Origin of the sequence: Nesterenkonia pannonica (genome assembly GCF_019575955.1) — a bacterium.
Classification (GTDB): domain Bacteria; phylum Actinomycetota; class Actinomycetes; order Actinomycetales; family Micrococcaceae; genus Nesterenkonia; species Nesterenkonia pannonica.
The window spans coordinates 500,288-525,273 of record NZ_CP080575.1; the positions used below are offsets into that span (position 1 = coordinate 500,288).

Here is a 24,986-nt window from a genome sequence, read left to right on the forward strand (position 1 = left end):
TCTGCGGACGGGGAAACCGCTGCCCTACGCTCCATTCTCTGCACGATTTACGCTACATCCTCTGCATGCTCTGCGTAGGGCTCTCCGGCCGCAGTGCTGACCACCGCAGGGCGGCTGTTGACCGGCGGGCATAGAACGGTCAGCATGACATCAGCACGACGTCGTCGGCACGAGGCCGCAACCAGGAGGATCCTTCCGATGGACCATCAGAGAAGCAAGCAGCCCCAGCCCGGCGACCACTCGCGTAAGCGGACGGAGGAGACGCTTACTGAGGAGCTCCTCGAAGGAGAGACGGACGAGTCGCGCGTCGTAGATGTTGACGCGGAGACGGAGCACCGCCAGGGCGGCGACAACCAGCAGCAGGACAAGATCGCTGAGGATCAGGACACGGAGAACGATCGCTCGCAGTGACGGGCTGTCACCGTGCGGCTTACTCGGCCCGGTGGGTCAGGCCCAGCCCCGCCTCACTGCGAAGAAGCGTGGGCAGGATGGCCAGCACCGCGAAGATGCTTACCACGATGAACGCCGGGGCTGGAGAGGCAGGATCCAGCAGCAGTCCCAGAATCGCGGAGCCCGCCGCCTGTCCCACCGCAAGTGCGATGAACAGAGCGGCGGTGCCCGTCGCGGCGCGGTCCGGCACCGCCCGCTCAGCCCAGACGATGAGCAGGCCCGAGACAGCGGTATAGGTCGCGCCGAACGCGGCCGCAGAGACGTACGCCGCTGCCATGGAGCCTGGCGCTGAGCCGAGCACCACGGTGGCGGCCCCCATGGCGAAGGTGATGCTGCTCCACGATGTGCGCAGGCTCAGCGCGTGTACGGCGTGGCCCGCCCCTAGTCCCAGCACGCCGAAGCCGCCCAGCAGCATCCACGCGATGACGGAGTAGACCTCGCCGCCGCCCGAGGTCTCCGCCATGATGGTGCGGCCGAAGGTCCATATGCCGGCGCTTGAGGCGCCCGCCAGGATCGCGGCGGCGAAGGGCCATGCCAGTGCTCGCCAGTGGGATCGGCTCATCGACGGCGACCTGCCCCCGGAGGTGTTCTCCGCCTGGGACCGGTCTGTGACGAGGGTGGAGACGGCGGCCGCAGCGGCAGCCAGGGCGATCGTTGCCCATCCCAGGCGCCATTGGGAGACGGTGGCGAACAGCAGCAGCCCAGCAATGACGATCCCTGCCCCGGTGCCGCGTTGACAGTGGTCTGCGCGTTCTCGCGACGCTGCGCAGAGACGTTGTTCTGCACTAGGGTGACCAGGCCGGGGTGGCGAACCCGGCTCCTGCCCCGGCCACGACGATGCTCACCGCAAGAACGCCGGCGTTCGGCGACAGTGCCACTCCCAAGGATCCGAGCGAAGCGGTGGCGCTTGCAGCCATGACGATGCGTCGGGGATGTGTGCTGACGAGAGTCGCGACGACCGCAGCGACGCAGAAGGAGAGGAAGCTCCCGGCCTGGATGAATCCCGAGACGGCGGAGCTGATGCCGAACTCCTCCATGAAGCGGGGAAGGAACAGTCCGTAGCCGAAGCGCGCCAGACCGTAGGTCGCGGCGATCAGCGCCATGCCGCTCAGCACGAATCCGCGCATCGTCTGCCCTTTCGTCGAAAAATAGAACGATCGTTATATTACATCAAAACGTGCGTTTTGTTTACCGTGCCTCTAGACTGATGCTGTGAGTACTGCAGGACGCCTCTCAGCCCGAGACCGACTGCTCCGCGCCGCGGACAGTCTCCTGTTTCAGCGGGGAATCCGCGTCACAGCCGTCGACGACGTGCTGCGCGAGGCGGACGTCTCCACAGCGAGTCTCTACACGCACTTCGGCAGCAAGGATGCGCTCACGGCGGAAGTGCTGCGCATCCGTTTCGCCGACTGGCAGGCGATATGGGATCGCTGTGCCGCCGTCGCGGTCACGGATGAGGCTCGGCTGCTCTCTGTCTTCGACGCGTTGGCGGAGTACCGCGAAAGCTCAGGCCACGCGTCGCGCTGGTGCGCCTTCCTGGCCGCTGCGCACGAACTGGGCGACGCGGCGCCGGAGGTGACGCCGATCCTGGCGGAGGAGAGAGAACTGCTCACCTCCCGCCTCCTGCACTTCTCGCGCCCATTGGCGGGGAGCGCGCGCAGGAGCTCGCCGATCAGGTCCACGTGGCATACACCGGCGCTCTCGCCTCATTCCTGAGCGGTGTGCCGGGGTCGCCGATCACCGTCGGCCGACGACTGGCTTGCGCCGCCGTGCGTGCGCACTCGACCGCTGACTACGACCAGTCGCAGGCGATGCGATAAGGTTGAGCCCTGCCTGACGGGCAGGAACGGGCCTTTAGCTCAGCTGGTAGAGCACTGGACTTTTAATCCATTGGTCGCGGGTTCGAGCCCCGCAGGGCCCACCAGAGAGTCGTTGTTCAAACCGCCGACGTCTCCGGCTGCTTGCCTCGTTTTCGTTCTTGCCATGCTGGCTCCATGGGCCATCGAGCCCCGCGGACGGCGACATTCCACCCACCTGCCCGATGATGCACAGTCGCCAGAAAGGGGAGGCATGATCGACAGCCAGCACCAGGAGCCCGAGTCCTTCGAAGGTCACACGGCGATGGGCCTACCGTTGTCCATCAAAACGGCCTACAAGCGCTGGGAGCTCACTGCTAAGCGTGCGACAGTCATCGACACCGTCGCGCCGCTGCGCCCGCTGCGGAGCCCCTACGTCTGGGGCTGTGTGCTGGCCACCCTCGCCGGTGTCGGGCTGCTCGTGCAAGGAGAGCTCCTCACCGGCGCGCTCGCGCTGCTCGGCTTCGGGCTTCTCGGCCTCCCGCTCAGCTGCTTCGGCGCCAGCGCCTACCCGCAGCTGCGGCTCACCCGCGAGGGCGTCGCACTCCAGCGCTCGGCACGGCGCAGGCGCCCGTCGCACTGGACCCTTCCCTGGGACGGATTCGACGTCGTGCGGGTGGACGCCTCACGCCGCCCCATCAGCCTCGAGGTGAACGAGCACGGCCAGGAGGCACTGCGCGGCACCCGCGCCAAGCTGGACGGAGTAGCCCTGCGCCTACCCCGGCTCGCAACCCCCAGCTGCACGAGGCCTACCCTGGCTGGCCGAAGCACGTGCCACCTTCGCTTAGCAGTGAGGCGCGGCTCGACGACTCCGCCCGCCCGGCAGGCGCTTACCCGGAGCCCACGTCCGCGTCAGAGCCAGGCAGCGCGCTCGAGTCGGCCAGGCACGCCGAGTGGAACGCCCAGCTCGTCCACGACGGGCAGGTGACCGTACGGACGTCCCGCACGGGAGCTGCCGTCGCCGCCGTCTTCTTCCTGGTGCTCGCCGCGATCTGCGGCGCCACCGCACTGTTCGCTCTCGGGGCCCCGTTCTCCCCGTGGAACACTCCGCTCACTCGGGCGATCATGGCGCTGGGCGCCCTGGGGTGCTTGGCCTGCGCTCTGTGGGCCGCCGCCCGCATCCTGCGGCCCACTTCCGTAGTGATCCAGCGCGACGGGGTCCACATCGACCAAGTCGCTGTGGCCTGGCGCGAGGTCCAGGAGGTGACTAGGGACAGCCGCAGCGTCGCTCTGCTGGTCCCGGCGCCCGCTCAGTCCGCCTCGGTGATGGTAGGCTGCCAGCTCTGAAACGGGTGGGTCGGAGTATCAACCAGCGTGCTGGGAACGCGACGGCATCCGCCTCCCGGGCTGCTCGCCGAAGGCGAGGAGCTGCGAGGCTGGCTCCAGGAGCTGCACCGCGCCGCCCGCGCTCAGAAGGCGCCTACGTGCGGTGCCGACCCGGCGGGCAGCCAAGAGGAATGACCTCGGGTGTGCGCAGCGCTCACCACCTTCGGCGCCGCACCTGCCGTGCCGACGAAATCTGCAGCGTCAGCGAGGTTCGTTGCTGTCGTGTGTGCTGACGGCTTGGATGAGCTTTTCGAGGAATGTGGCGGCGCTACTCGTTCGGTGGGGGTGAGCTCTTCGGCGGCGGTGATCATGTCTGCGTGCATGCGGCTCAGGGTGCTTCGTACGTCTCGGTCAGCGGCGGGGAGGACTTTCAGCCCGACGGAGCGGCGGTCCTCGGGGTGGGGACTCGTTGTACGTAGCTGTGGGCTTCGAGCCGGTCGACCAGGGCGGTCACTGAGGCGGCGGTCAGCTCCAGTGTCGCGGCGAGGTCCTTCTGCCGGGGTGTGTCCGGCGGTGTCCTGCTGCAGCAGGAACCGCAGGGCCTTCATCTCGGTGTCCTTCATGCCCATCGAGCCTTGGGTGCGGGCGCGCATGGCTGTTTCTTCGTCGCGGTAGCTGCGCAGCAGGTTCAGCAGGTCGATGGCGGAGTAGGACTCCTGGGTGCGCAGGTACCAGTAGCCGGTGCCGGAGGCGGCCTCGGGGTTGGTCACTGCCTGCTGCAGCTGCGCCTCGGCGGGCTGCAGGGTGGGGGTCTCTTTGTCCTTCATGGTTCCTTCAGGTCTTCGCCGGATGCGGCTGTCTGAACTGATCAATGAGGAGCCTAACAGTTGACCTCATTAACTGTTAGGCTGGCTAAAAGTTGTACACCTTATAGATGAATTTGAGATGAGAAGACGATGAGCGAGCAGGTCGAAGAAGCACAGGATCATAAGGTGAGCCCAGCACTGACGGCCCCCAAGGATGCGGGCCAGGACGTGAATGATGACAGGGTGCGGCTGGACCAGGCGGCCAAGGCGGTCTCGGCGGGGCTGATGGCCCACCCGGCGGTTGCCTCAGCGATCGTGGAGATCTCTGGGAGCACTCAGGCCCCGGACTTGGGTCTGCGGTGCACTCTGCACGAGGAGGACGACACCCGGGAGGTGATGGGCACCATCATCAATGGTGTGGTGCCCAATATGGAGCTGATCCTGGATCTGGTGTTCGCCTCCCAGGACATCAGCTTCGTCCTTCCCTCCGGTCGGACTCTGAGCCGGGACGAGCTGGAAGGTGCAGGGCTGTGAGGACCGCGGCCATAGCCACAGCCCAGGCATACCTGACGGTGGCCCTTGTTCTGATGGCCCTGATCGTGGTGATCATCGCCTGCCGCCTACTCCACACCCGAGCCCAGCAGTCCAAAGCCCTGAACCAGAACCTGCAGGCTGCCCCCAGACCCGCAGCCCAGCCTGACCCATCCCCGCAGCCTGACACCCGGGAACAGCAGGCCTGGGGCGGAGCCCCGTAAGGCCCACCAGAGCGTCATCCTTCACGCTGCGTGCCACGTGAATCCACGGTGCCTCGGCGGCCAAAGTCCACGTGCTGCCGTCATGCGCTCGAAGCGTCGCCCCTGAAGGCCCCCACCGCACGGTGGCTCGCTCCTCACGAGTGCCGCCCGCATTCCAGAATGATCGTTTTGGTATACCGTAATGATCGTTCTATCGGTCTATTGGGCGAGCTGCGCTTCCTCCGGCGAGAAACGTTTTCGCCGCATTGCGCTAGGTGAGGAGAAGATCATGACGCTCTCTGTCGGCGCCAGGATCGGGGTGGTAAGCGCTGCTGTGGTCGGAGTTGCTTTCGGCATGGCCCGCTACGCCTACGGTCTGACTCTGCCCGGCATCCGCGAGGATGTGGGGCTCTCCGAGCTGGTGCTCGGCCTCATCTCCAGCGCCACCTTCGTCGGCTACCTGGTAGGCCTGCTGCTCGCAGGGCGATTGGCTGCCCGTTACGGTGCGCGTGCTCCCACCACCGCCGGTGGGATCTGCGGACTTCTCGGCGCGGTGATTGTGGCGCTCGCGCAGTCGCCGGGGCTGCTCGTCGTCGGTGTGGTCCTGGCAGCGCCATGGTTTGGTCTGGGCACCGTATTCCGACATCGTGACTCGTGCTGTGCCCGTGGGCCAGCAGCCCAGGGCATTGGCGATCATCACCACCGGGACCAGCGGAGGGCTCTTAGTGCTGGGCGGGCTGGCAGTGCTTGCCGCACTGGGCTCCTGGCGCTTGGTCTGGGCTAAGCGTGGCACTGGCGATGGTGGCCGCCGCACTCGTGAACCTGCGCCTGGTTCCGAGAAGCAGGCCGTACGCGCGCCCGGTCGTGCGGGATGGCGATGTCTCGCTGGTCCGGGCGCTTCGCATCCCGGTCGCCTATTCCGTTGTCTACTTCGCGGTCATCGTCATCTACTTCACCTATGCCGCCGATGTCCTCGGACAGGGTGCTCTTCCCGCGGGAGCCGTCCCCGTGCTCTATGCGGCGATCGGCCTGTGCGGCATGGTGGGCGTCGCCACCGGGACCTTCGCGCAGAGGATCGGCACGGCGCGGGTGGCCGCCCTGTGCCTGGCAACGGTGAGTGCGGCGCTGGCGCTGCTGGGACTTGCCAGCGACTCTCTGACCGCCACGATGATCTCGGCGTGCATCTTCGGCGTGGGGTACATGACGGGATCGGCGGTGCTCGCGGTGTGGACTGCCGAGCTGGTGCCCCAGCGCGCGGGCGAGGCGTTCACTCTCTGCCTGGTCGTAGGAGCTCTCAGCTCGGTCGCAGCGCTTACTCGCCGGAGCGGCGATCCCTGCCCTGGGGCTTCCGGCCCTGCTCGTCCTGACCGCCGCCGTGTCACTGCTCGGAGGGGCAGCGCTGATGATCCACGGGTTCACTCGGGGAACTCAGTCCACAGCCTGAAACCCGGGAATAGCAGCCCCATATGCGTGGCTGATGAGTGAACGCGTCCACTCTTCAGGGCGTGCCATCAGCACGACCTACGCAGAAGGAGCACCCTGTGACCACCCTCGCCATCATCGGAGTAAGCAGGAACCTCGGAGAGGCCCTGGCTCGCCGCTTCGGCAAAGAGGGCTACAGCCTCGCCCTGATCTCCCGCAGCCAGGAGCGGCTCGACGCCCTTGCCTCCGACCTTCAGGCTGACGGCTTCACTGCCCGGGGCTACGCGGCGAATGTCCGCGACCCTGAGTCGCTGATCGCGGCGCTGGACCAGGCTTACCAGGAGCTGGGGCACATCGAGGTCCTCAGCTACAGCCCGCTGCCGCAGAAGGAGTTCCTGCGCCCCCTGCTGGAGTCCACCGTGACAGACATCAAGGCGGCTGTGGAGTTCTCCGTCTTCGGGCCTGTGGCCGCAGTGCACCAGGTGCTTCAGGGGATGCGGTTCCTCAAGCGGGGAACCGTGCTGTTCGTCAACGGCGGCTCCGCCGTCCAGCCGGTCCAGCACTTCGCTTAAGACGTCCATCGGCTTCGCTTACGAAACCGCCTACATCGAGATGCTCGCTCAGGCGATGAAGGACGAGCCGATCTACGTCGGGCAGCTGATCATCCCCGGAGCGATCATCCCGGGCGACGAGCAGAAGGACCCCGAGGTGCTGGCCGAGAAGCTCTGGCAGATGCACACTGACCGTGACCAGTTCCGTGTCTTCGCCACCGAGCTGGAGCAGCAGCCCTACTGACCGGAAGACTGCCGTGACGCGAGGTCACAGAGCCGCTTACGCCATCATGCCCGAAGGGCCGGTTCGCGCGGGTCGATGACTGTGATGCCGGCAACCGCGGCGGCGTCGAAGGTCGGCAGCATCTCAGCAGCCTGATCCAGCCCCACCGTCCGCTCGATGAGCCGCTGCGGCGCCAGCTCCCCTCGGGCAATGAGCTCCAGCATCGCAGGGTAGTCCGCTGCGGCCATGCCGTGGCTCCCCAGGATGTCGAGCTCCCAAGCGATCGCCCGGTCCAACGGGATGCGAGGGTGCCCCCGGTCGGGGCGAGGAGCCCCACCTGCACATGACGGCCGCGGCGCCGAAGGCTCAGCACCGCATCCGCACTCGTCTGCTCGCTGCCGACAGCATCCACCGCCGCATGGCTGCCCCCACCCGTCAGCGCGGAGACTGCTGCCGGAATGTCCTGCCCTCAGCCAGGAGAACCTGATCGGCCCCCAGGCCCGAGGCCGCATCAAGAGCACCGCGGTGGCGATCCACTGCAATGGTTCGAGCCCCAGCGCCTTCGCGATCATCACTGTGCTCAGGCCCACACCGCCCGCGCCGATCACTGTGACCCACTCACCGGGCTGCACCGCAGCGCGCCCGACCAGCGCGCGGTACGCAGTCGCGAACCGGCACCCGAGCGCTGCGGCGGCCGCCATGCTCACACCATCCGGCACCGCGATGAGATTCGTGTCTGCTGCGTGCAGCGCCACATACTCCGCGAACGATCCCCAATGGGTGAAGCCGGGCTGCTGCTGATCAGGGCACACCTGGGCATCGCCCTGCAGGCACCAGGAGCACTGCCCGCAGCCGCAGATGAAGGGTGCCGTCACCCGGTCGCCCGCCTGCCAGCCCTTCACCTCCGGCGCCGTCTCGACCACCACGCTTACCAGCTCATGCCCGGGCACGTGAGGGAACGCGACACCATCGTCGTGCCCGGCCCACGCGTGCCAGTCGCTGCGGCACAGACCCGTGGCCTCCACGCGGATCACCGCCCCGCCCGGAGGCGGGCTGGGCCGCTCGACGTCGGTGACGGCGGGAACGCCCTGGGCCTGGTCAATCACGAGTGCACGCATCGTCAGCATTCTGACAGAAGCCGCTCAGTCGATCGCCTCAGCGAACACCACACGATTGTCCAGGTGTCGGCCGTTCTGCTCGTCGAAAACGCCGGTGCAGGTGATCAGCCGCAGCTCATCGTCGGCGGATAGGCCGAAGACCTCCTGCGTGGGAAAGTCATCCTTCGGGAAGTCAGCCGTGTGCGTCACGTCGTACTCGTAGAGCTCACCGTCCTCGCCGGTGATGCTGACCCGGTCACCCTCCTGCATCTCCAGGAGCCGGTAGAACACCGCCGGGCCGGTCAGGAGTCCACATGGCCTGCAATGACCGTCGGGCCGCGTTCGCCCGGGCGGCTCCCTCGGCGAACCAGCCCACATCGTCCCAGTCCTGCGGCTCCTCAAGACGCCCCGACGAGTCGATGCTCAGGTCGATCATGGGCTCGTCGATGCCGATGGAAGGAATGGTGACCCGTTCCGGAACCGGTCCGCGGTCAGCACTGGCGGAGACTGGGTCAGGCTGCTGCTGATTCTGCTGCTGAGGCGGCGTCGACTCCTCGGCGGACGACGGCGGGCTCCCCTCCCGAACCGTCTCGGCCTCCGACGGGCTGACTGACTCCATTGAGGCGGCTGATCCGTCCGGCGCTCCCTCTGCGGCGCATCCGCCGACTCCGAGCATCAGTGCGGCCGCCGCGAGCCAGCGGGCTGCCGGAGCCGGATGAGACCCGGTCCGACAGCCCGCGGCTGCGCGCGAAGAGCGCACCTGGAATCAGGCCTGCTCAGCGCGACGACGCATGAAGGCCAGCGCGCCCAGCCCGAGCGCTGCGGCAGCTGCGCCGACGCCCAGCATCGGTGCCACGGCCGACTGCTCAGCTCCCCCGCCGCCGGTCTCCACGCCGTCCAGCGGGACCTGCATCAGCTGACCGCGCACGGTCCCGGCAGGGTAGTCATCGGTGTGCGTGTCGGCCTGGAAGGCGGAGGGGTCCTCTTCGATCTGCGCCACGGTGAAGCCCTCACCGTGGTCATTGCCCTCGTCGTCGTCCACGCCGGTCACGAACGGACCCTCGATGCAGCCGGAGGACTCACGCACTCCGTCGCCGACGGGCTCCGGGTCCGCAAACGCAACGCGCGGCGGGCCGAACTCGCCCAATGAGGCTTCGTGAATATGGGTGGCGCTGATCGCAGGGCTCTCGTACTCACCTGAGACGCCGTTCAGGGTGATCTCGTAGCAGATGGTGTCCGTGTCAGAGTTCATCCAGAGCATGAACTCGCCGGTGGCGCCCTCCTCTCCGGTCTCCTGCTCGCCCTCGTCGTTGATGACCTCCTCCGGCACTGCCATGACGCTGTAGGCGCTGGTGAACTCCTCCGGCCACTCCGCCTCGTTCATCGCCTGAGCGGGTGCTGCCAGGAGCAGGGATGCGCCGCCGGTCACAGCGATGCCTGCGCCGATGAAGCCTGTCCGTCTGATCGTGCTGCGAGTCATTGTCTCGTCCTCTCGGATGGAACAGGCCGCTGATGCGCCCTGCTACTGTGGTCTACGCAACAAGCAGGGGTTCCGTTGAACAAGCGCCCCGACTTTTTCCAGACCCGCTCAGCACGGCCGCCAGAGAGGCGACCCGCCGAGCCGTCAGCACCTCGAAAGACAGCGGGGAGGCCGCATGGGCAGAGGCGAGGCACCTGGTGCGCAGAAGCCCACCCATGATGAGGTTCCCGCGTTCGACCTTTCCGAGGCCTATCTGCAGCATGGCCGGGAGCTCTTCCTGTTCGCCCGCAACGCCGTCGCCGACGCCGGAACCGCCGAAGAGATCACTCAAGAGACGTTCACCAAGGCGTGGCGGTCCCAAGAGCGGTTCGACGGCCGGTACGGCAGCGTCCGGACATGGCTGTTCGCCATAGCGCGCAACGTCATCAAAGATGCCTATCGGCGCAATGCTCGCATCCCCGAACCGACCCCAGACCCCGCTGACGGAATCACCGCGCCCGAACCGTCGCACGTCCACGACAGGCTCGAGCTCATCGAAGCGCTGGCGCAGCTGAGCATCGAGCAGCGCCAGGCAGTGGTGGCGGTTCACGTGCTCGGATGGAGCTACGCTGAACTCTCCGAATCCGTGGACGTTCCCGTCTCGACGCTGCGCTCCAGAACATTCCATGGACTCAGCGCACTTCGACGCCTGATGGAGGAGGCCGATCATGCATAGTCTCCCGCCCCGAGCCGAGGAGCTGATCGCCGCCGAGCTGGCCGGTGACATCACCGACGCGGAGCGCGCCGAGCTCGAAGCCTTCGCAGCCGAGGACCACAGCGTGCGCAGAGCCTGGGATGAGCTCGCCCCAGTGGCCGCGCGCCTGGAACGCAGCGTGGGCACATGGGATGAGGCGCAGCCCCTTGCCCACCCGCCGCAGATCATCGCCGAGAAGGGGGCCGATGCGGAAGGGCCGCGCGGACGGGCAGTCCCCGCCGCCGCCCTTGAAGGGAACCGCGCGCGCCGTCGACGCTTGAGGGCCTGGTTCGCGCTCGCAGCAGCAGGGAGCTTCCTCATAAGCGCCGCCGTGACAGCCGTGCTGCAGCAGACGACGGATCGTCCTCCGGAGGCCCTCCGGGAACCTACGGCATGGTGGAAGAAGTGACCTTCGCCGAGGAGGCCCGCAGGCAGAGATTGACGCAAGCATCATCGCCCACACCTGGGGCACCGAGACCGTCCTGGAGATCGACGGTCTCGCGCCCGAGCGGACGTTCACGGTCACCTTGGTCGACGAGGACGGTGCGGAGCACCCTCCGGCACCTTCTTCGGTTCGGAGCTGCTCATCGAATGCCGCATGAACGCCGCCGTCATGCGGCAGGACGTCAGCCACGTTGAGATCCACGCTGACGACGGCTCCACCGTGGCCGCGGCCGAGCTCCCCTGCGATCGACCCTGAGGAGTGATCCCCATGGCAGCTCCGCCGCCGCAGCCGGGCAGCAATCACCGGGTTGAGGCACGATGACGCGCACCCTCGTCTGGTTCCGCGATGACCTGCGCGTCGAGGATCACCCGGCCCTCAGCGCAGCCGCCGACGCAGCCGGGAGAGCCGACGACGTCGTCGGGCTCTACGTTCTGGACGATCACACGGACGGCGTCAGGCCCCTGGGCGGTGCCTCCCGCTGGTGGCTGCACCATGCCCTGGAGTCGCTGAGGGCCGCGCTCGGGCAGCGCGGAGTGCCGCTGATCGTCCGGGTAGGCTCGCCTGCCGAGCTGGTCCCTGAGCTTGCCGCGGAGCTCCGCACGGAGAGGGTCCACTGGTCCCGGCGATACGGACCCGGTGAGCGCGCCCTCGACGCGGCGATCAAGAAGGACCTGCCCGCACGCGGGATCGAGGCGGAGAGCTTCCCCGGAACGCTCCTCCACGAGCCGTGGAAGGTTCAGACCAACACCGGCGGTCCCTACAAGGTCTTCACCCCTTTCTACAGGGCGCTCACCTCCTCGACGATCCGCGAGCCGGGCCCAGGGGCTGATCTTCTTCCGGAGCAGGACGACCCGTCGAGCAGTGCCGCGGTATCAGCGTCGGGCTCGGCGACTCCTCCGACCTCGACCTGCTCCCCACCCGCCCCGACTGGTGGCGGGCTGCGCCGCGCATGGGACCCCACCATCGACGGAGCGCACCGTCGCCTCCGGGAGTTCGTCGACAGCCTCGCCGAAGGCTATGCGGATGGGCGGGATGTTCCCTCCTCGGACAGCACCTCACGGCTCTCCCCGTACCTCAGGTTCGGACAGCTCAGCCCGTTCCAGGTGTGGGCCGCGGCCTCAGACATCCCCGACGAGAAGAGCCGCCGGGCCTTCCGCTCCGAGATCGGCTGGCGCGAATTCTGCTGGCACCTTCTCTTCCACTTCCCCGACCTGCCGGAGAAGAACCTCCGCTCACAGTTCGACGCCTATCCGTGGCAGAGCGCATCCGACGAGCTGGAGACCTTCGAGGCCTGGACCGCTGGCCGGACCGGCTTCCCTTTGTGGACGCCGGTCTCCGGCAGCTATGGGACATCGGCTACATGCACAATCGGGTCCGCATGGCCGCGGCCAGCCTGCTCATCAAGAACCTGGGAGTCGACTGGCGCGACGGCGAGGCCTGGTTCTGGGACACGCTGGTGGACGCTGACGCAGCCTCGAACCCCGCCAACTGGCAGTGGGTGGTAAGCTCCGGAATGGACGCCGCCCCTACTTCCGCATCCTCAACCCGGAGCGGCAGCGTGAACGCTTCGACCCCACGACGAGTACGCCCGCCAATGGATTCCCGAATTCGGCACCGACGACTACGCCGACCCCATCGTGGACCTCAAAGCCTCGCGGGCAGAAGCCCTGGAGCACTACCAGCGCATCACCGGCGCCTGAGAGCCGAGGCGCCCCCACGCGTGCGCCGAACCCCATGATCTAGACTCAGAGGAACCTCTCTGGAGGTGCTAGCCGAGTCGTTCCGCCGCAAACCGACAGCTCAGTCCCCGAGGTGGTCTCAATGCCAGTCTTCGAATATCGCTCCTATCTTCCCTTTCCGCGCGAGGACGTCTTCGACTGGTACTCCCGGCCGGGTGCGCTCGTGCGTCTCCACCCGCCGTTCGTAAGCCGAGTGGTCAGCGAGCCGTCCAACGGGCTGCAGGACGGGTCCGAGTCCACGCTCGGCATCAACCTTCCTGGGCTGCTCGGGACCAGCCTGACCGCAGGCGCGGGCCTGGTGAGCGCACAGACCCACCTGCCGCTGCGGACCTGGATGAAGTGGGACGCCCGGCACAGCGAGTATGTCCCCGGGGAGGGATTCTCCGACGACATCGTCTCCGGGCCGATCTCCGAATGGCACCACGAGCGAGAGTTCACGGACGATGGCGAGGGCACTCGGCTCACCGAGAGGGTCCACTACGAGCTGCCCCTCGTCAGCCGAGCGCCAGCAGCGCTTGCAAGCATCGCCGACTCCCGCTTCGAAGCCGAGATGCGCCGTCTCTTCGAATATAGGGAGCGGCAGACCACCGAGGAGCTCGCCTTCCACCAGGCTCTCGGCACCCTGGCCTCCTCAGAGAGCCGGCCCAGCGTTCGGGTCGCCGCAGTCTCCGGGGCATCCGGGATGATCGGCAAGCACGTGTGCGCGATCCTCGGCAGGGCAGGCATTGAGGTCCGCCCCATGGTCCGCAGCTCCGGGACGGACTCGCGGACCTCCACAGACTCCAGCGGACGCCGCACCATCCCCTGGGACCCCAAGGCCCAGACGCTCGAGCCCGCGCACCTCGAGGACGTCGACGTGGTGATCCACCTGGTAAGCCACCCGCTCGCGGCACGATTCACCGCCGCCCACAAACGCAAAGTGCGCGCGTCTCGCGTCGACGGCACAGATCTCATCGCTCGGACCCTTGCTCGCCTCGAGGCGTCAGACCATCGCGGGCGCGCCCTGGTGAACGGCTCAGCTGTCGGCTTCTACGGCGCCACACCTCACGACCGGGCCCACCACCAGGAGATTCTGACCGAAGACCTCCCGGTAAGCACCGACTTCCTCGCAGACGTGTGCAGACAGTGGGAGAAGGCCACAGCTCCTGCGCGGGATGCCGGAGTCAGAGTCTCCATGATCCGGACCGGGATCGTGCAGACCCCCGCCGGAGGCGTCCTGCAGCAGATGCTCCCGCTCTTCGCCCTCGGGCTGGGCGGACCGCTGGGATCCGAGCAGTGGCAGAGCTGGATCAGCATCGACGACATCGCCTCCATGATCGTCCACGCCGCGCTGACGCCCACTGTGGAGGGACCCCTCAACGGGACCGCCCCCACCCCGTGCGGGCCAAGGAGTACGCCAAAGAGCTTGCCGCGGTGCTGCGCCGACCCGCTGCCGTGCCGGTGCCAGGCTTCGGCCCCAAGCTTCTCCTCGGACGCCAAGGCGCGCGCGAAGTCGCCATGGCCGATCAGCGGGCCAGTGCGGATCACGTGCTCAGTTCGGGATTCGGCTTCAGGCATTCGACCTTGGGCCCTGCGCTCCGTCACGTCCTCGGCCGCTGACCCGCCCCAGGTCAGAGGGGCCGTGAAGCTCGCAGCACTCTGTAGAGTGTGCGCAAAGACGCCGCCAAGGGGACGCAATGGATTCTTACGATGAAGCGAGCAGCCAACGAGCGCTCGAACAGCTGAACATCCTCGACACGCTGCCCGATGAGCGCGTGGACCGCGTCACCAGATTGGCGCAGGAGCTCTTCGACGTCCCGATGGTCAGCGTGACCCTCCTGGACAAGGACCGTCAGTGGCGTATGTCCGAGATCGGGCTGGGCGGCCGAGAAGCTGGCCGCGAGCACGCATTCTGCGACGTCACTGTGCGTCAGCCCAATACCCTCATCGTCGAGGACGCCTCTCAGGACGAGCACTTTCACGACAACCCCTTCGTCACCGGGGACCCCCACCTGCGCTTCTACGCCGGGCACCCCCTGCGAGCTCCCGGCGGGGAGCCCATCGGCACCCTCTGCATCATGGACAGCGCCACGCGGAGCCTGGACGCGCGCCAGCGGGCGCTTCTTCAGGACTTGGCCCAGTGGGTCCAGACTGAGATCGCACGCCGGGCCGAGCTGGATGACCTCGAACTGATACAGCGGGCTCAGTGCCCCGGAAGCTGCCCAGCATCCCTGGCTACACCGTGGCCACAGGGGCGAAGCCCGCGCGTGCCATATCCGGGGATTTTCACGATCTGCAGCTGACCGAAGACGGCCTGCGACTCACTGTGGCGGACGTCATGGGCAAAGGTCTGGGCCCGGGGATCGTGGCAGCAGGGCTGCGCTCCACGCTGCGAGCTCTCGGACAGCGGCCCCCGCGGAGGCCATGGCTGAGGCGGACCGTCTGCTTGCCGAGGACCTGGGCGATATCGACATCTTCGTCACCGCCTTCCATGGAGACCTGAACACCTCCACGGGCATCCTGCGGTTCGTGGACGCTTAGCCACAACCTCGGGGTTCTCTTCCGCGCTTCGGGAACCAGCACAGAGCGCGCACGAGCGGACTGCCGCTCGGGATGGGGCTGGCGTCCGAGCACGAAGAGGCGGTGGTCCACATGGAGCCCGGCGACACCTTCGTCTGCAGCAGCGACGGGCTGCTGGACCTCCTTGACCTGGACGATCCCACCGGAGACGTCGAGCGGATCTTCCGCGACGTCGAGCCTGCAGATGCGGTGGAGACCGTGCTTGATCTGGCTCGCGCTGCCGAAGACGCCGACGACGTGACGGTCGTGATCATCAGGCGCGACGCATGAGCCGCTTACTCATCGTCATCCGCGTCGTCGCCGTCCTGGCGGTGCTGCTCGGCATCAACTATGTGGTCTGGCGCTGGCTGGAGTCCGTGAACTGGGAGGCGTGGTGGATCGCCGTGCCCCTCATCGTCGCGGAGACGTACAGCCTCATCGACACCTTCCTCTTCGCCGCGACCATGTGGAAGTCCCAGGAGCGGCCGCGGCCGACCTCGCCCCCGCAGGGCACCGTCGACGTGCTCATCACCACGTACAACGAACCCATCGGGATGGTCATGCAGACCGCTCTCGCCGCGAAGGGCATCGCCTACCCCACACCACCTACATCCTCGACGACGGGGACCGCCCCGAGATGGCCGAGGCGGCGCGTTCGGCGGGCCTCGGCTACATCACCCGCTCGCAGGACTGGCAGAACAAGCCGCGGCACGCCAAGGTAAGCAACCTCAACAACGCCCTGTTCCAGACGGACGGCGAGTTCCTCCTCATCCTGGACGCCGATCAGATCCCCGACCCGCTGATCCTCCACAACACCCTCGGGTACTTCGCCGACGACCCCGAGGTCGCACTGGTGCAGACCCCCAGTGGTTCACCAACGTGGGGAGACCGACCCGCTCGGCAGCCAGGCGCCCCTCTTCTACGGGCCCATCCAACAGGGCAAGGACGGATGGAACGCCGCCTTCTTCTGCGGATCCAACGCGGTCCTCCGGCGTGAGGCGCTCATGCAGCTGGGCATCGTCGGATACGTGCACGATCTGCAGAGCTCCACGCGGCGCACCCTGCGCGCCGCCGAGTCCCTGCTGACTCGCGAGGCCAAGCGGCACCGCTCCGCTCCCGCTCTGCAGGCTGAGCTGACTCAGCTTCGGGAGGTCACCATGCGCGCCCTCGAGGAACTGAGGAAGGGAGCCTTCCGCAGATCTCGTATACCGCGTCCACGACGCCGCAGAGAAGGCATCCCGTCGCCTCTCCTCCCAGGACGTGGAGCAGATGCGGGCGGACCTGGAGTCGCTCCAGCACCTTCCCGTTCAGCGCGACGGTGAGCTGGAAGGCATCGTCATCGACGACGCCGGGCTCCAGGCACTCATCGCCCGGGAGCACTCGCCGCTGGGCGCCGTCGAATCCGTCGCAGCCCTGCTCGATGAGCTGCGCGTAGACCGCCCCGGAGAGGCGCAGCCGATCCAGCCGCTGGCCACCATCTCCGTCACCGAAGACATGGCCACCGCTATGCAGCTGCACTCCATGGGGTGGCGAAGCGTCTACCACCACGAGGTGCTCGCGCGTGGGCTCGCCCCCGAGGACCTGACTACGATGCTCAAGCAGCGCCTGCGCTGGGCGCAGGGAACGCTGCAGGTGATGCTGCGCGACAATCCGCTGGTGAAGAAGGGCCTCTCCGCCTACCAGCGGCTCATGTACTTCGGCACCATGTGGAGCTACCTCTCAGGCTTCGCCGCACTCGCCTACATGACCGCCCCGATCCTGTACCTCACGCTGGGCGTGCTCCCGGTGAATGCGTGGAGCGTCGACTTCTTCGCCCGCTTCATCCCGTACTTCCTGGTCAACCAGATCCTGTTCATCTACGTCTCCCGAGGCATGAGCACCTGGCGCGGGCAGCAGTACTCCTTGGCCCTCTTCCCGCTGTGGATCAAAGCCTGCGTGACCACGGTCCTCAACGTCGTCTTCCGGCAGCCGCTGGGCTTCGTGGTCACCAAGAAGGACGGCAAGGCGGAGGGAGGACCTCCTTGGCGGGAGATCTGGCCGCAGCTGACCTTCATGGTGCTGCTCGCCGTGGCGCTCATCGTCGGCCTCGCGCGTCTGGCCGTCGGAACGGCGGACGGCACCGGCACCCTCGTCAACACGATCTGGGTGGCGTACATCCTGATCGTTCTCAGTGTGATAATTCAGGCAGCCCGATACCGCGGCCCGGCAGCGGCCCTCGACGACGACCCCGAAGGAACATCATGGACATCAGCGTGACCACCCCAGGCGACTACGCCGTGCTCAGCCCGCAGGGAAGGCTGACCGCCGTGGGAGCGCCGATGCTGCGGAAGAATGTGGACCGTCTGCTCGAGGAGGGCAGCACCCGCATCGTCATCGACCTCTCTCAGACCTCCTTCGTGGACTCCTCAGGCCTCGGCGCTCTCATCGGAGGACTGAAGGCAGCGCGTGTTGCCGGGGCGACCTCCGCATCGCGGCCGCCACCCCCGCGGTGATGAACGTGCTGAAGCTCACCAACCTCGACAAGGTGCTGCGCACCTATTCGTCCTCTGAGGCAGCCTTCGGCGATGGGTGACCTCGACAACTGCTGCCGGGTCAGCGGCGAAGCCGAGCTGGCGCTCGTCGACAGCGTCCTCGATGAGTTCAGCAGCCTGTGCGCCCGGGTGGGGAGGTCAGCGATGATGAGCGGGATCAGTTCTCCCTGGCGGTCAGCGAGCTGCTCACGAACATGATCACTCATGGGGAGACCGACGACGCCTCCGGCGTCCGCATCAACGCGTGCTTGTGCGTCAGGCCGGACCGTCTCACCGGCACCCTCAGCGACACTGCTCAGGAGGCCGAGGTGGTTCTCGACGGTGTGCGCATGCCGGATCCGATGGCCGAGTCGGGCAGAGGCCTTGCCATCTCCACCATGATCCTCGACAGCCTCGAGCACACCACGGACACCGGAAACGTGTGGAGCTTCTGGCGCTCCCGGGGCCACTGATCCAGGCGTTCGCTCGGAGCCTCAGCCGTTCGGCTGGGACACAGGCTGAGATGGTGGGATACAGCACATGGCACGTATTGCGGTCACCGGAGCAACTGGCTACATAGGTGGGCGCCTCGTGCCCCACCTGCTGCAGGAAGGGCACACTGTCCGCGTCCTCACGCGGCGCGCAGAGTCCCTCCGGGATGTTCCCTGGCGGAAGGACGTGGAGGTTGTCGAGGGCGACCTGTCAGACATTGAGCGCGCTCGCGAGCTCTGCACCGACATGGACGTCGTCTACTTCCTCGTCCACTCCATGACGGGCGGCTCCGACTTCGCCGCCGTCGACAAGCAGTGTGCTGAGGCGGTGGGATCTGCGGCCAAGGAGTGCGGTGTGCGCAGCATCGTGTATCTTTCGGGGCTCCACCCCGAGGGCGAGCTCAGTCCGCACCTGCGCTCGCGCGTCGAGGTCGGCGAGATCCTCGAGGCCAGCGGCGTACCCGTGCTCACCCTCCAGGCCGGTCTGGTCATCGGCTCCGGCTCGGCCAGCTTCGAAATGATCCGCCACCTCACCGACGTGCTGCCTGCGATGCCGTCGCCGCGCTGGGTCCTGAACAGGGTGCAGCCCATCGCCGTGCGGGACGCTCTGCACTACCTCACCCGGGCAGCCGATGTGGAGCTGACCGAAAGCGTCCGTCGCGACATCGGCGGCCCCGACGTGCACACCTACGCCCAACTGATGAAGCGCTACGCGCGCGCCGCGCTTCCGGGAGCCGATCGTGATGCCGCTGCCCGTGCTCACGCCATGGCTGGCCGCACAGTGGGTCAACCTCGTCACCCCCATCCCGCGTTCGCTGGCCATCCCGCTCGTGCAGTCCCTGCAGCACGACTGCCTCGTCAAGGGCAACAGGATCGATGACCTCATTCCGCCTCCGGACTCCGGACTGACGGACTATGACACCGCCGTGGGTCTGGCGCTGGAGAAGATGTCCGCCGACCTCGTCGAGACCACATGGGCCGGAGCCCACCCGCTCGAGACTCCTCCGAACCTCTGCCCTCCGACCCCGACTGGTCCGGCCGCACCGTCCTGATCGACAAGCGGGAAGCCATCAGCACCGCCTCGCCCGAGGCGGTCTTCAGCGTCATCGAGAGCATCGGCGGCGAGAAGGGCTACTTCTCCCTGTCAAGGCGTGGCGTCTGCGCGGACTCGCCGACAAGCTCATAGGCGGCGTCGGGCTCGGCCGCGGCCGCCGGAGCAGGAGGAGCTGCAGCTGGGCGACGCGGTGGACTGGTGGCGGGTGGAGAGCCTGGACCCAGGCAGACTGCTGCGGCTCCGAGCTGAGATGAAGACCCCGGGGCAGGCCTGGCTCGAATTCCGCGTCGAGCCCGACGGCGATGGTTCGATCCTGACCCAGCGCGCCATCTTTTCCCCTCGGGGCTCGGGGTCGGGCCTACTGGCTGGCGCTGGCGCCGTTCCACGCGATCATCTTCCGCAAGATGGTCGCGCGGCTCACGGCTGAGGCCGAGGCTCGGTAGCGCACAGGTCATCCAGGAAGCCGATGATCGTCCGGCGCTCCTGCGACGTGAGCTCCGCGGCCACACGGAATCGCTCAGCATGCGTCTTCCCCACCAGCGTGCGAGCGCTTCGACGGGTCTCCTCGGTGACCTCCACCGCGGTGCTCCGCCGATCCGCAGGGTGCGGCAGGCGCAGGATGTGGTCCTTCGCGGCAAGTCTGTCGAGGATCTTCGTCACCGAGGCCGTGGACACCCCAGGTGCTTGGCCAGGTCGCTCGGAGTCACCACCCGGCCTGCGCTCATGCCCGCCATGACGAATCGGATGGCACGCATGTCCGTCTCGCCGAGCTCCATGTGCCTGCGTGAGGCTTCGCTCATGCGCCGCTCGGCGGCTCGCCACCGGCGCATAGCATCCAGCACAGCGGCAGCTTCGGAGACCTCCTCGGGCGTCATAGCGCCCCGGCTGAGCCGTGTGCTCTCAGGGTCCATCGCCAGGAGCTCAGAGATCGGCTCTTCGGCGGGCCCGAGCGGTTCGGCAACGTGCATCATAGGAGATCCCCAGTTACGATTAGCTAAGTTAATTACTAGATAGACTAGCTGATTGAGGAGCATCTATGGAGCCTGCGATCTCAGACCAGGTGGTCCTTGTGACTCCTCAGGGCGAAGCACGAGGAACCCTCCTCAAGAGTGAGGCCCACGGCACCGATACGCCGCTGCATCTCGGCTTCTCCTGCCATGCCATCGACGGCCGGGGGCGCGTCCTGGTCACGCGCCGGGCGCTGAGCAAACGGACCTGGCCAGGCGTGTGGACCAATTCGTTCTGCGGGCACCCGGGCCCCGGCGAGGCGTGGGAGGACGCGGTCAGACGCCACGGAATGTCGGAATTGGGGCTCGCCATCCATGAGGTCGTCTCTGCGCTGCCTGACTTCCGGTACCGCGCCACTGATGCCTCCGGCGTGGTGGAGAACGAGATATGCCCCGTCTTCACCGCGTCCGCCGAGGATCTTCCGGAGCCGAACCCCACGAGGTCGTGGAGACGGCATGGGTGGCCCCGCATGATCTGCGCAGCGCCGTGGAGGCCGCACCGTGGGCCTTCAGCCCCTGGATGGTGCTGCAGATTCCACAGATGCCGCTCTACGGAGGCACTCCCAGCAGCGACGCGTCCCCGGGGGCGTGATGAGCGTCGTGCCCGCCAGCAGCGATCTCGGCCTCTACACCAGCTCCGCCCAGGCCGCGGCCGCTGGTGATTGATGCCTACTCGACCTCCTTCGGCCTTGCGACCAGCCTGCTGCCCGCTGAGACGCGCACAGGCATCCGCAGCATCTACGCGCTGGTGCGCGTCGCCGACGAGATCGTCGATGGAACAGCAGAGGAGGCGGGGCTCGACGCGGAGCAGCAGCGCGAGGTCCTCGACGCGCTCGAGAGTGAGACCCTCGAGGCCCTCGAGCGAGGGTTCAGCGCCAACCTCGTCGTCCACGCCTTCGCGGTCGCGGCCCGCACGTCCTCGCTCGAAGCCTCGCTGGTGACCGCATTCTTCGCATCCATGCGACGGGATCTGGAGCCCGTGCAGTCGCTGAGCCGTGAGGAGTACAGCACCTACATCTACGGCTCCGCCGAAGTCGTCGGGCTGATGTGCCTGCGCGTGTTCCTGATGCACGAGACGCTCACCCCGGAGGAGCGCGCCGACGCCGAGGCGGGCGCCTCCAGCCTCGGAGCCGCGTTTCAGAAGGTGAACTTCCTACGCGACCTCGGGAGGACGCCCAGCAGAGGGGCAGGGCGTACTTTCCTGGGACCGTGCCCGGGCAGCTCAGCGAGTCGGAGAAGGTCGCGTTCCTGCGCGAGATCGAGGCGGACCTCGCAGCGGCGCGCAAAGCCCTGCCGCTCCTGCCGCCCGGGCCGCGCAGGGCCACCGCCCTGGCTGCATCCCTCTTCGGGAGCTCGCGGCCAGGCTCAGAACCACTCCGGTCGAAGAGCTGCAGAGCCGACGCGTCAGCGTGCCCACACGTACCAAGCTGCGCCTGCTCATGGCAGTTCTCGCGGCCGAAGCAGCAGGAGGCCTGCGATGAAGCGCGGACGCACAGAGACCAAGAGCGCCATCGTGATCGGCGGGGGCTTCTCAGGCCTCGCTACGGCCGCCCTGCTCGCCAAAGACGGCATCGATGTGACGGTGCTCGAAGGCCGCGACACTCTGGGCGGACGGGTAGGCGAGTGGCACGAGCAGGGCTTTCGATTCGAGACCGGCCCCTCCTGGTACCTGATGCCCGAGGTCTTCGACCGCTTCTTCGAGCAGATGGGCACCTCCACCGAGGCGCAGCTGGACCTCGTCACCCTCGACCCGGCCTACCGGGTCTTCTTCGAAGAGGACCCTGACCCCTTCGACCTCCCGGACCAGGGTTCCCTCCAGGCGCTGAAGGCGCTGGAGAAGGAACCGGGCTCCCTCGACGAGTACATGCGGTCCGCCGCCGTGGCCTGCCGTCTCGCCACGGACCGGCTGCTCTACTCCACGTACAGCTCGCTCAAGGACTTTACCGACCCCGCTCTGCTTCGCCATCTGCCCCGGCTGCTGCGCCTGCTGGCCGAACCGATGGAACGCTTCATCAGCAGGCACACCTCCGACTCACGCGTGCAGAAGGTGCTCGGATATCCGGCCGTCTTCCTGGGCACCTCGCCGAAGGACGCGCCCAGCCTCTATCACCTGATGAGCCATCTGGACATCAATCAGTCGGTTCTCTATCCCCGCGGAGGGTTCACCGCCATCGTGCAGGCTGCGGCTCGCCTGGCCGAGGACCACGGCGCTGACGTGCGCACCGGATGCAGAGTCCAGCACATCGCTGCGTCAAAGGCCGTGCCACCGGAGTCCACTTCACCGATGCCGAGGACGACGGCAATTCCTGGAGGCCGACGCGGTGGTCACCAGCGCAGACATGCACCACACCGAGACGCGGCTGCTCTCCCCGGAGCACCGCACGCGCTCCGACCGCGACTGGACGCGCAGGGATCCCGGCCCCGGGGCCGTCTTGGCGCTGCTCGGGGTGGAGGGCGAGCTTCCGGAGCTGGCGCACCACTCGCTGTTCTTCACTGAGGACTGGCAGAAGGGCTTCGACGAGATCGCGGGGGTCCGCGCGCCCGCCGGGCCCCCGCGATCCGTGTACGTGTCTTAAGCCCAGCGCCACCGATGACGTCGCACCGGAGGGCACGAGAACCTCTTCGTCCTGGTGCCTGTCCGCGCCGATGAGAGTCTCGGAGGAGGCGGCGTCGACGGAGCGGGGACGCCCAGGTGGAGCAGATCGTCGACGAGTCCATCGACCAGATCGCGGCGTGGTAGGCATCGACGGTCTGAAGGACCGTGTGCGGGTTCGCCGAAGCATCGGCCCTGCAGATTTCGCCCGCGAGTACGGCGCCTGGAAGGGCGGGGCGCTCGGACCGGCCCACACCCTGCGCCAGAGCGCGTTCTTCCGCGGCCCCATCCGCTCCCCGAAGCTCGACGGGCTCTACTACACCGGCAGCACCACCATGCCGGGCATCGGCGTGCCCATGTGCCTGATCAGCGCCGAACTGGTGCGGATGTCGCTGCGACGGGCCGCCGGGAGGCCCACCGATGCCTGAGGCCCTCATCGGCTTCGTCTATCTGGCGGGCCTGATCCTCTCGCTGGGCGGCATGCTGCTCATCGATCACCGGTTCTCGCTGTTCGTCTTCAGCAACCCGATGCGTGCCGCCGCGGTGCTGGTCATCGGCGTCGCCTTCTTCCTCCTGTGGGACGCCGGAGGCATTGCCCTGGGCATCTTCTTCCAGGGCACGGGTCCCTACATGACCGGTGTAGTCCTTGCCCCGGAGCTGCCGCTTGAGGAGGTCGTGTTCCTCACGTTCCTCTGCCACCTGACGATGGTTCTCACCCTGGGCGCACACCGTCTCCTCCAGCATCGGAGGTCAGCATGGGCGAACTGACCTACGCGGTGCTGTGCATCCCCTTTCTGCTGATCAGCGCGGCTGCCGCGGTCACTGCCCGACGCGCTCACCTGCGCCGCCGTGCGAGCGGAAGCGTGCACGCCGAGGCGCGGCCGCGGGATCTCGTCGTCGCCGCTGCCCTGGCCATGGGGGTGCTGTTCGTGCTCACCGCCATCTTCGACAACGTGATCATCGGCATCGGCCTGGTCGCCTACGACGAATCCGTCATCTCCGGGCTGCGCATCGGACGCGCGCCGATCGAAGACTTCGCCTACCCCTGGCGGGTGTGATCCTGCTGCTTAAGCGCTGTGGGTCCTGCTGAGGCCCCTCGGATCCGCAGGGAGCGCGATGATCGCTGAGCTGCTCCGCTCCTCCCGCCCGCTGAGCTGGATCAACACGGCCTACCCTTCGCCGCCGCCTGGCTGCTCGCCGGGGAGACGTCGGCGCGGAGCTGATCGTCGGCTCCCTCTTCTTCCTCATCCCGTACAACCTGGCGATGTACGGCATCAACGACGTGTTCGACTATGCCTCCGACCTCGCCAACCCTCGCAAGGGCGGTGCCGAGGGGCGCTGCTCGACACCTCTCTCCACCGGCCCACACTGATCGCCAGCGGGGTGCTCGCCGCACCCTTCGTCATCGTGCTGGTCGCGCTGGGGAACCCGGCCTCCTGGGCGGTGCTGGCGGTGAGCCTCCTGGCCGTCGTCGCCTACTCCGCCCCGCCGCTGCGCACCAGGAGATCCCGGTCCTCGACTCGGTCACCTCCAGCCTGCACTTCGTCACGCCCGCCGCCTACGCGGTTGCACTGGTAAACGGCGAGGTCAGCGTCGCCGTCGCCTGCGCCCTCGGAGCCTTCTTCCTCTGGGGCATGGCCAGCCACGCGTTCGGCGCCGTACAGGACATCGGTCCGGACCGCGCCATGCGGCATCAGCTCCATCGCCACAGCGCTCGGCGCCCGCCTCACCGTCCGAATCTCCCTGGCGCTGTGGGCTGCGGCCGGGGTGCTGATGCTCGGCGCCGGCTGGCCCTGGGCGCTCGCAAGCCTGCTCGCCCTGCCCTATCTTCTGGCGGCTGCGCCCACGCCCGACTCACCGACGAGACCGCCGCCCGAGCGCACAGCGGGTGGCGTCACTTCCTCTGGATCAACTACGTGGCCGGGGCTGCACTGACGCTCCTGCTTCTTGAACACCGAACAATCGCCCCAAGCGCAGTATGAAAGGACAGG

General features: G+C 67.4%; 31 protein-coding genes, 1 tRNA gene and 8 pseudogenes. 30 read left to right on the forward strand and 10 right to left on the reverse strand.

What is annotated here, in order from left to right; translation table 11 throughout:
* Nucleotides 1-198: 198 nt before the first annotated feature.
* Nucleotides 199-411, forward strand: a complete 213-nt coding sequence (locus K0H76_RS03810) for a hypothetical protein (RefSeq protein ID WP_258934524.1) — start codon at nt 199-201, stop codon at nt 409-411.
* 19 nt (nt 412-430) lie between these two features.
* Here K0H76_RS03810 and K0H76_RS03815 read toward each other — a convergent pair whose 3' ends face one another.
* Nucleotides 431-1,144: a hypothetical protein gene (locus K0H76_RS03815; protein WP_258935324.1), complete on the reverse strand. Its 714-nt coding sequence runs from the start codon at nt 1,142-1,144 to the stop codon at nt 431-433.
* A 91-nt stretch (nt 1,145-1,235) separates the two neighbouring features.
* Nucleotides 1,236-1,577: a hypothetical protein gene (locus K0H76_RS03820; RefSeq protein ID WP_258934525.1), complete on the reverse strand. Its 342-nt coding sequence runs from the start codon at nt 1,575-1,577 to the stop codon at nt 1,236-1,238.
* Between the two features lie 85 nt (nt 1,578-1,662).
* On the opposite strand from K0H76_RS03820, the gene K0H76_RS03825 reads away from it, so the two are divergent.
* From K0H76_RS03825 to K0H76_RS03840, 4 genes are all read left to right on the forward strand, one after another.
* Nucleotides 1,663-2,166, forward strand: coding sequence for a TetR/AcrR family transcriptional regulator (locus K0H76_RS03825; protein WP_258934526.1), 504 nt, complete (start codon nt 1,663-1,665; stop codon nt 2,164-2,166).
* Between the two features lie 132 nt (nt 2,167-2,298).
* Nucleotides 2,299-2,374: transfer RNA gene (locus tag K0H76_RS03830), tRNA-Lys, on the forward strand.
* 146 nt (nt 2,375-2,520) lie between these two features.
* On the forward strand, nt 2,521-3,234 hold the full coding sequence (locus K0H76_RS03835; protein ID WP_258934527.1) for a hypothetical protein: 714 nt from the start codon (nt 2,521-2,523) through the stop codon (nt 3,232-3,234).
* Complete coding sequence (locus K0H76_RS03840; RefSeq protein ID WP_258934528.1) at nt 3,231-3,593, forward strand: hypothetical protein; 363 nt, start codon at nt 3,231-3,233, stop codon at nt 3,591-3,593. Before K0H76_RS03835 ends, K0H76_RS03840 begins: the two co-directional genes overlap by 4 nt.
* Nucleotides 3,594-3,715: 122 nt before the next feature.
* On the opposite strand, the gene K0H76_RS03845 is transcribed toward K0H76_RS03840, so the two are convergent.
* The gene (locus K0H76_RS03845) at nt 3,716-4,399 is read right to left on the reverse strand and encodes a hypothetical protein (RefSeq protein ID WP_258934529.1); all 684 of its coding nucleotides are present in this window, start codon (nt 4,397-4,399) and stop codon (nt 3,716-3,718) included.
* Nucleotides 4,400-4,528: 129 nt separating this feature from the next.
* Here K0H76_RS03845 and K0H76_RS03850 point away from each other — a divergent pair, with 129 nt between their 5' ends.
* The 6 genes from K0H76_RS03850 (at nt 4,529) to K0H76_RS03875 (ending at nt 7,329) form a co-directional block, all read left to right on the forward strand.
* Nucleotides 4,529-4,912: a hypothetical protein gene (locus K0H76_RS03850; RefSeq protein WP_258934530.1), complete on the forward strand. Its 384-nt coding sequence runs from the start codon at nt 4,529-4,531 to the stop codon at nt 4,910-4,912.
* Complete coding sequence (locus K0H76_RS03855) at nt 4,909-5,133, forward strand: hypothetical protein (protein WP_258934531.1); 225 nt, start codon at nt 4,909-4,911, stop codon at nt 5,131-5,133. Before K0H76_RS03850 ends, K0H76_RS03855 begins: the two co-directional genes overlap by 4 nt.
* Nucleotides 5,134-5,401: 268 nt before the next feature.
* Complete coding sequence (locus K0H76_RS03860; RefSeq protein ID WP_258934532.1) at nt 5,402-5,896, forward strand: MFS transporter; 495 nt, start codon at nt 5,402-5,404, stop codon at nt 5,894-5,896.
* A gap of 14 nt (nt 5,897-5,910) precedes the next feature.
* Nucleotides 5,911-6,597: a hypothetical protein gene (locus K0H76_RS03865; RefSeq protein ID WP_258934533.1), complete on the forward strand. Its 687-nt coding sequence runs from the start codon at nt 5,911-5,913 to the stop codon at nt 6,595-6,597.
* A gap of 56 nt (nt 6,598-6,653) precedes the next feature.
* Nucleotides 6,654-7,106 carry an SDR family NAD(P)-dependent oxidoreductase gene (locus K0H76_RS03870; RefSeq protein WP_258934534.1) on the forward strand — a complete coding sequence of 151 codons (453 nt, stop codon included), beginning with the start codon at nt 6,654-6,656 and terminating at the stop codon, nt 7,104-7,106.
* Nucleotides 7,107-7,146: 40 nt separating this feature from the next.
* Entirely contained in the window at nt 7,147-7,329 is a 183-nt protein-coding gene (locus K0H76_RS03875; RefSeq protein WP_258934535.1) for a hypothetical protein, read from the forward strand.
* A 44-nt stretch (nt 7,330-7,373) separates the two neighbouring features.
* Here the strand turns inward: K0H76_RS03875 and K0H76_RS03880 are convergent.
* The 4 genes and pseudogenes from K0H76_RS03880 to K0H76_RS03895 form a co-directional block, all read right to left on the reverse strand.
* Nucleotides 7,374-8,426, reverse strand: a pseudogene (locus tag K0H76_RS03880) (zinc-dependent alcohol dehydrogenase family protein).
* A 24-nt stretch (nt 8,427-8,450) separates the two neighbouring features.
* Nucleotides 8,451-8,696 carry a class F sortase gene (locus K0H76_RS03885; protein ID WP_258934536.1) on the reverse strand — a complete coding sequence of 82 codons (246 nt, stop codon included), beginning with the start codon at nt 8,694-8,696 and terminating at the stop codon, nt 8,451-8,453.
* Nucleotides 8,662-9,081 (reverse strand): hypothetical protein, encoded by a 420-nt coding sequence (locus K0H76_RS03890; protein WP_258934537.1) that lies wholly within the window; start codon nt 9,079-9,081, stop codon nt 8,662-8,664. Before K0H76_RS03890 ends, K0H76_RS03885 begins: the two co-directional genes overlap by 35 nt.
* A 90-nt stretch (nt 9,082-9,171) precedes the next feature.
* Entirely contained in the window at nt 9,172-9,885 is a 714-nt protein-coding gene (locus tag K0H76_RS03895; RefSeq protein WP_258934538.1) for a CHRD domain-containing protein, read from the reverse strand.
* A 175-nt stretch (nt 9,886-10,060) separates the two neighbouring features.
* On the opposite strand from K0H76_RS03895, the gene K0H76_RS03900 reads away from it, so the two are divergent.
* A complete protein-coding gene (locus K0H76_RS03900) occupies nt 10,061-10,600 on the forward strand; it encodes an RNA polymerase sigma factor (RefSeq protein ID WP_258934539.1) in 540 nt (179 codons plus the stop codon).
* A complete protein-coding gene (locus K0H76_RS03905; protein ID WP_258934540.1) occupies nt 10,593-11,027 on the forward strand; it encodes a hypothetical protein in 435 nt (144 codons plus the stop codon). Before K0H76_RS03900 ends, K0H76_RS03905 begins: the two co-directional genes overlap by 8 nt.
* A 113-nt stretch (nt 11,028-11,140) precedes the next feature.
* Here the strand turns inward: K0H76_RS03905 and K0H76_RS03910 are convergent, their stop codons facing one another.
* Nucleotides 11,141-11,332, reverse strand: a complete 192-nt coding sequence (locus K0H76_RS03910) for a hypothetical protein (RefSeq protein ID WP_258934541.1) — start codon at nt 11,330-11,332, stop codon at nt 11,141-11,143.
* A 48-nt stretch (nt 11,333-11,380) separates the two neighbouring features.
* On the opposite strand from K0H76_RS03910, the pseudogene K0H76_RS03915 reads away from it, so the two are divergent.
* The 11 genes and pseudogenes from K0H76_RS03915 to K0H76_RS03965 all read left to right on the forward strand — a co-directional run bounded on the left by K0H76_RS03915 (nt 11,381) and on the right by K0H76_RS03965 (nt 19,838).
* A pseudogene (locus K0H76_RS03915) lies at nt 11,381-12,763 on the forward strand (DNA photolyase family protein).
* A 721-nt stretch (nt 12,764-13,484) separates the two neighbouring features.
* Nucleotides 13,485-14,069, forward strand: a pseudogene (locus K0H76_RS03920) (TIGR01777 family protein); the annotation flags it as partial.
* A 230-nt stretch (nt 14,070-14,299) separates the two neighbouring features.
* On the forward strand, nt 14,300-14,401 hold the full coding sequence (locus K0H76_RS03925) for a DUF1731 domain-containing protein (protein WP_258935325.1): 102 nt from the start codon (nt 14,300-14,302) through the stop codon (nt 14,399-14,401).
* Nucleotides 14,402-14,478: 77 nt separating this feature from the next.
* Nucleotides 14,479-15,084: a GAF domain-containing protein gene (locus K0H76_RS03930; RefSeq protein ID WP_258934542.1), complete on the forward strand. Its 606-nt coding sequence runs from the start codon at nt 14,479-14,481 to the stop codon at nt 15,082-15,084.
* Nucleotides 15,056-15,631, forward strand: a pseudogene (locus K0H76_RS03935) (serine/threonine-protein phosphatase). Before K0H76_RS03930 ends, K0H76_RS03935 begins: the two are co-directional and overlap by 29 nt.
* The gene (locus K0H76_RS03940; protein WP_258934543.1) at nt 15,628-16,062 is read left to right on the forward strand and encodes a hypothetical protein; all 435 of its coding nucleotides are present in this window, start codon (nt 15,628-15,630) and stop codon (nt 16,060-16,062) included. The pseudogene K0H76_RS03935 and the gene K0H76_RS03940 overlap by 4 nt, the downstream one beginning before the upstream one ends.
* Nucleotides 15,978-16,337, forward strand: coding sequence for a glycosyltransferase (locus K0H76_RS03945; RefSeq protein ID WP_258934544.1), 360 nt, complete (start codon nt 15,978-15,980; stop codon nt 16,335-16,337). The genes K0H76_RS03940 and K0H76_RS03945 overlap by 85 nt, the downstream gene beginning before the upstream one ends.
* Before the next feature lie 272 nt (nt 16,338-16,609).
* A complete protein-coding gene (locus tag K0H76_RS03950; protein WP_258935326.1) occupies nt 16,610-17,596 on the forward strand; it encodes a hypothetical protein in 987 nt (328 codons plus the stop codon).
* Nucleotides 17,581-17,912: pseudogene (locus K0H76_RS03955) on the forward strand (STAS domain-containing protein). Before K0H76_RS03950 ends, K0H76_RS03955 begins: the two are co-directional and overlap by 16 nt.
* 78 nt (nt 17,913-17,990) lie before the next feature.
* Nucleotides 17,991-18,323, forward strand: a complete 333-nt coding sequence (locus K0H76_RS03960; RefSeq protein ID WP_258934545.1) for an ATP-binding protein — start codon at nt 17,991-17,993, stop codon at nt 18,321-18,323.
* A gap of 67 nt (nt 18,324-18,390) precedes the next feature.
* A pseudogene (locus tag K0H76_RS03965) lies at nt 18,391-19,838 on the forward strand (SDR family oxidoreductase).
* Here K0H76_RS03965 and K0H76_RS03970 read toward each other — a convergent pair.
* Together K0H76_RS03970 and K0H76_RS03975 are read right to left on the reverse strand one after the other, a co-directional pair.
* Nucleotides 19,813-20,055, reverse strand: coding sequence for a hypothetical protein (locus K0H76_RS03970; protein ID WP_258934546.1), 243 nt, complete (start codon nt 20,053-20,055; stop codon nt 19,813-19,815). The pseudogene K0H76_RS03965 and the gene K0H76_RS03970 overlap by 26 nt on opposite strands.
* Nucleotides 20,052-20,366 (reverse strand): hypothetical protein, encoded by a 315-nt coding sequence (locus tag K0H76_RS03975; protein WP_258934547.1) that lies wholly within the window; start codon nt 20,364-20,366, stop codon nt 20,052-20,054. The genes K0H76_RS03970 and K0H76_RS03975 overlap by 4 nt, the downstream gene beginning before the upstream one ends.
* A 65-nt stretch (nt 20,367-20,431) precedes the next feature.
* Between K0H76_RS03975 and idi the strand changes: the two are divergent.
* The 6 genes and pseudogenes from idi to K0H76_RS04005 all read left to right on the forward strand — a co-directional run bounded on the left by idi (nt 20,432) and on the right by K0H76_RS04005 (nt 24,977).
* A pseudogene (gene idi, locus K0H76_RS03980) lies at nt 20,432-20,994 on the forward strand (isopentenyl-diphosphate Delta-isomerase).
* Between the two features lie 66 nt (nt 20,995-21,060).
* Nucleotides 21,061-22,899 (forward strand): FAD-dependent oxidoreductase, encoded by a 1,839-nt coding sequence (locus K0H76_RS03985; protein WP_258934548.1) that lies wholly within the window; start codon nt 21,061-21,063, stop codon nt 22,897-22,899.
* A gap of 149 nt (nt 22,900-23,048) precedes the next feature.
* A complete protein-coding gene (locus tag K0H76_RS03990; protein WP_258934549.1) occupies nt 23,049-23,423 on the forward strand; it encodes a hypothetical protein in 375 nt (124 codons plus the stop codon).
* On the forward strand, nt 23,416-23,763 hold the full coding sequence (locus K0H76_RS03995) for a lycopene cyclase domain-containing protein (RefSeq protein ID WP_210410236.1): 348 nt from the start codon (nt 23,416-23,418) through the stop codon (nt 23,761-23,763). The genes K0H76_RS03990 and K0H76_RS03995 overlap by 8 nt, the downstream gene beginning before the upstream one ends.
* The gene (locus K0H76_RS04000) at nt 23,751-24,053 is read left to right on the forward strand and encodes a lycopene cyclase domain-containing protein (protein WP_258934550.1); all 303 of its coding nucleotides are present in this window, start codon (nt 23,751-23,753) and stop codon (nt 24,051-24,053) included. Before K0H76_RS03995 ends, K0H76_RS04000 begins: the two co-directional genes overlap by 13 nt.
* A gap of 58 nt (nt 24,054-24,111) precedes the next feature.
* A pseudogene (locus K0H76_RS04005) lies at nt 24,112-24,977 on the forward strand (prenyltransferase).
* The last annotated feature ends 9 nt before the right edge of the window (nt 24,978-24,986 follow it).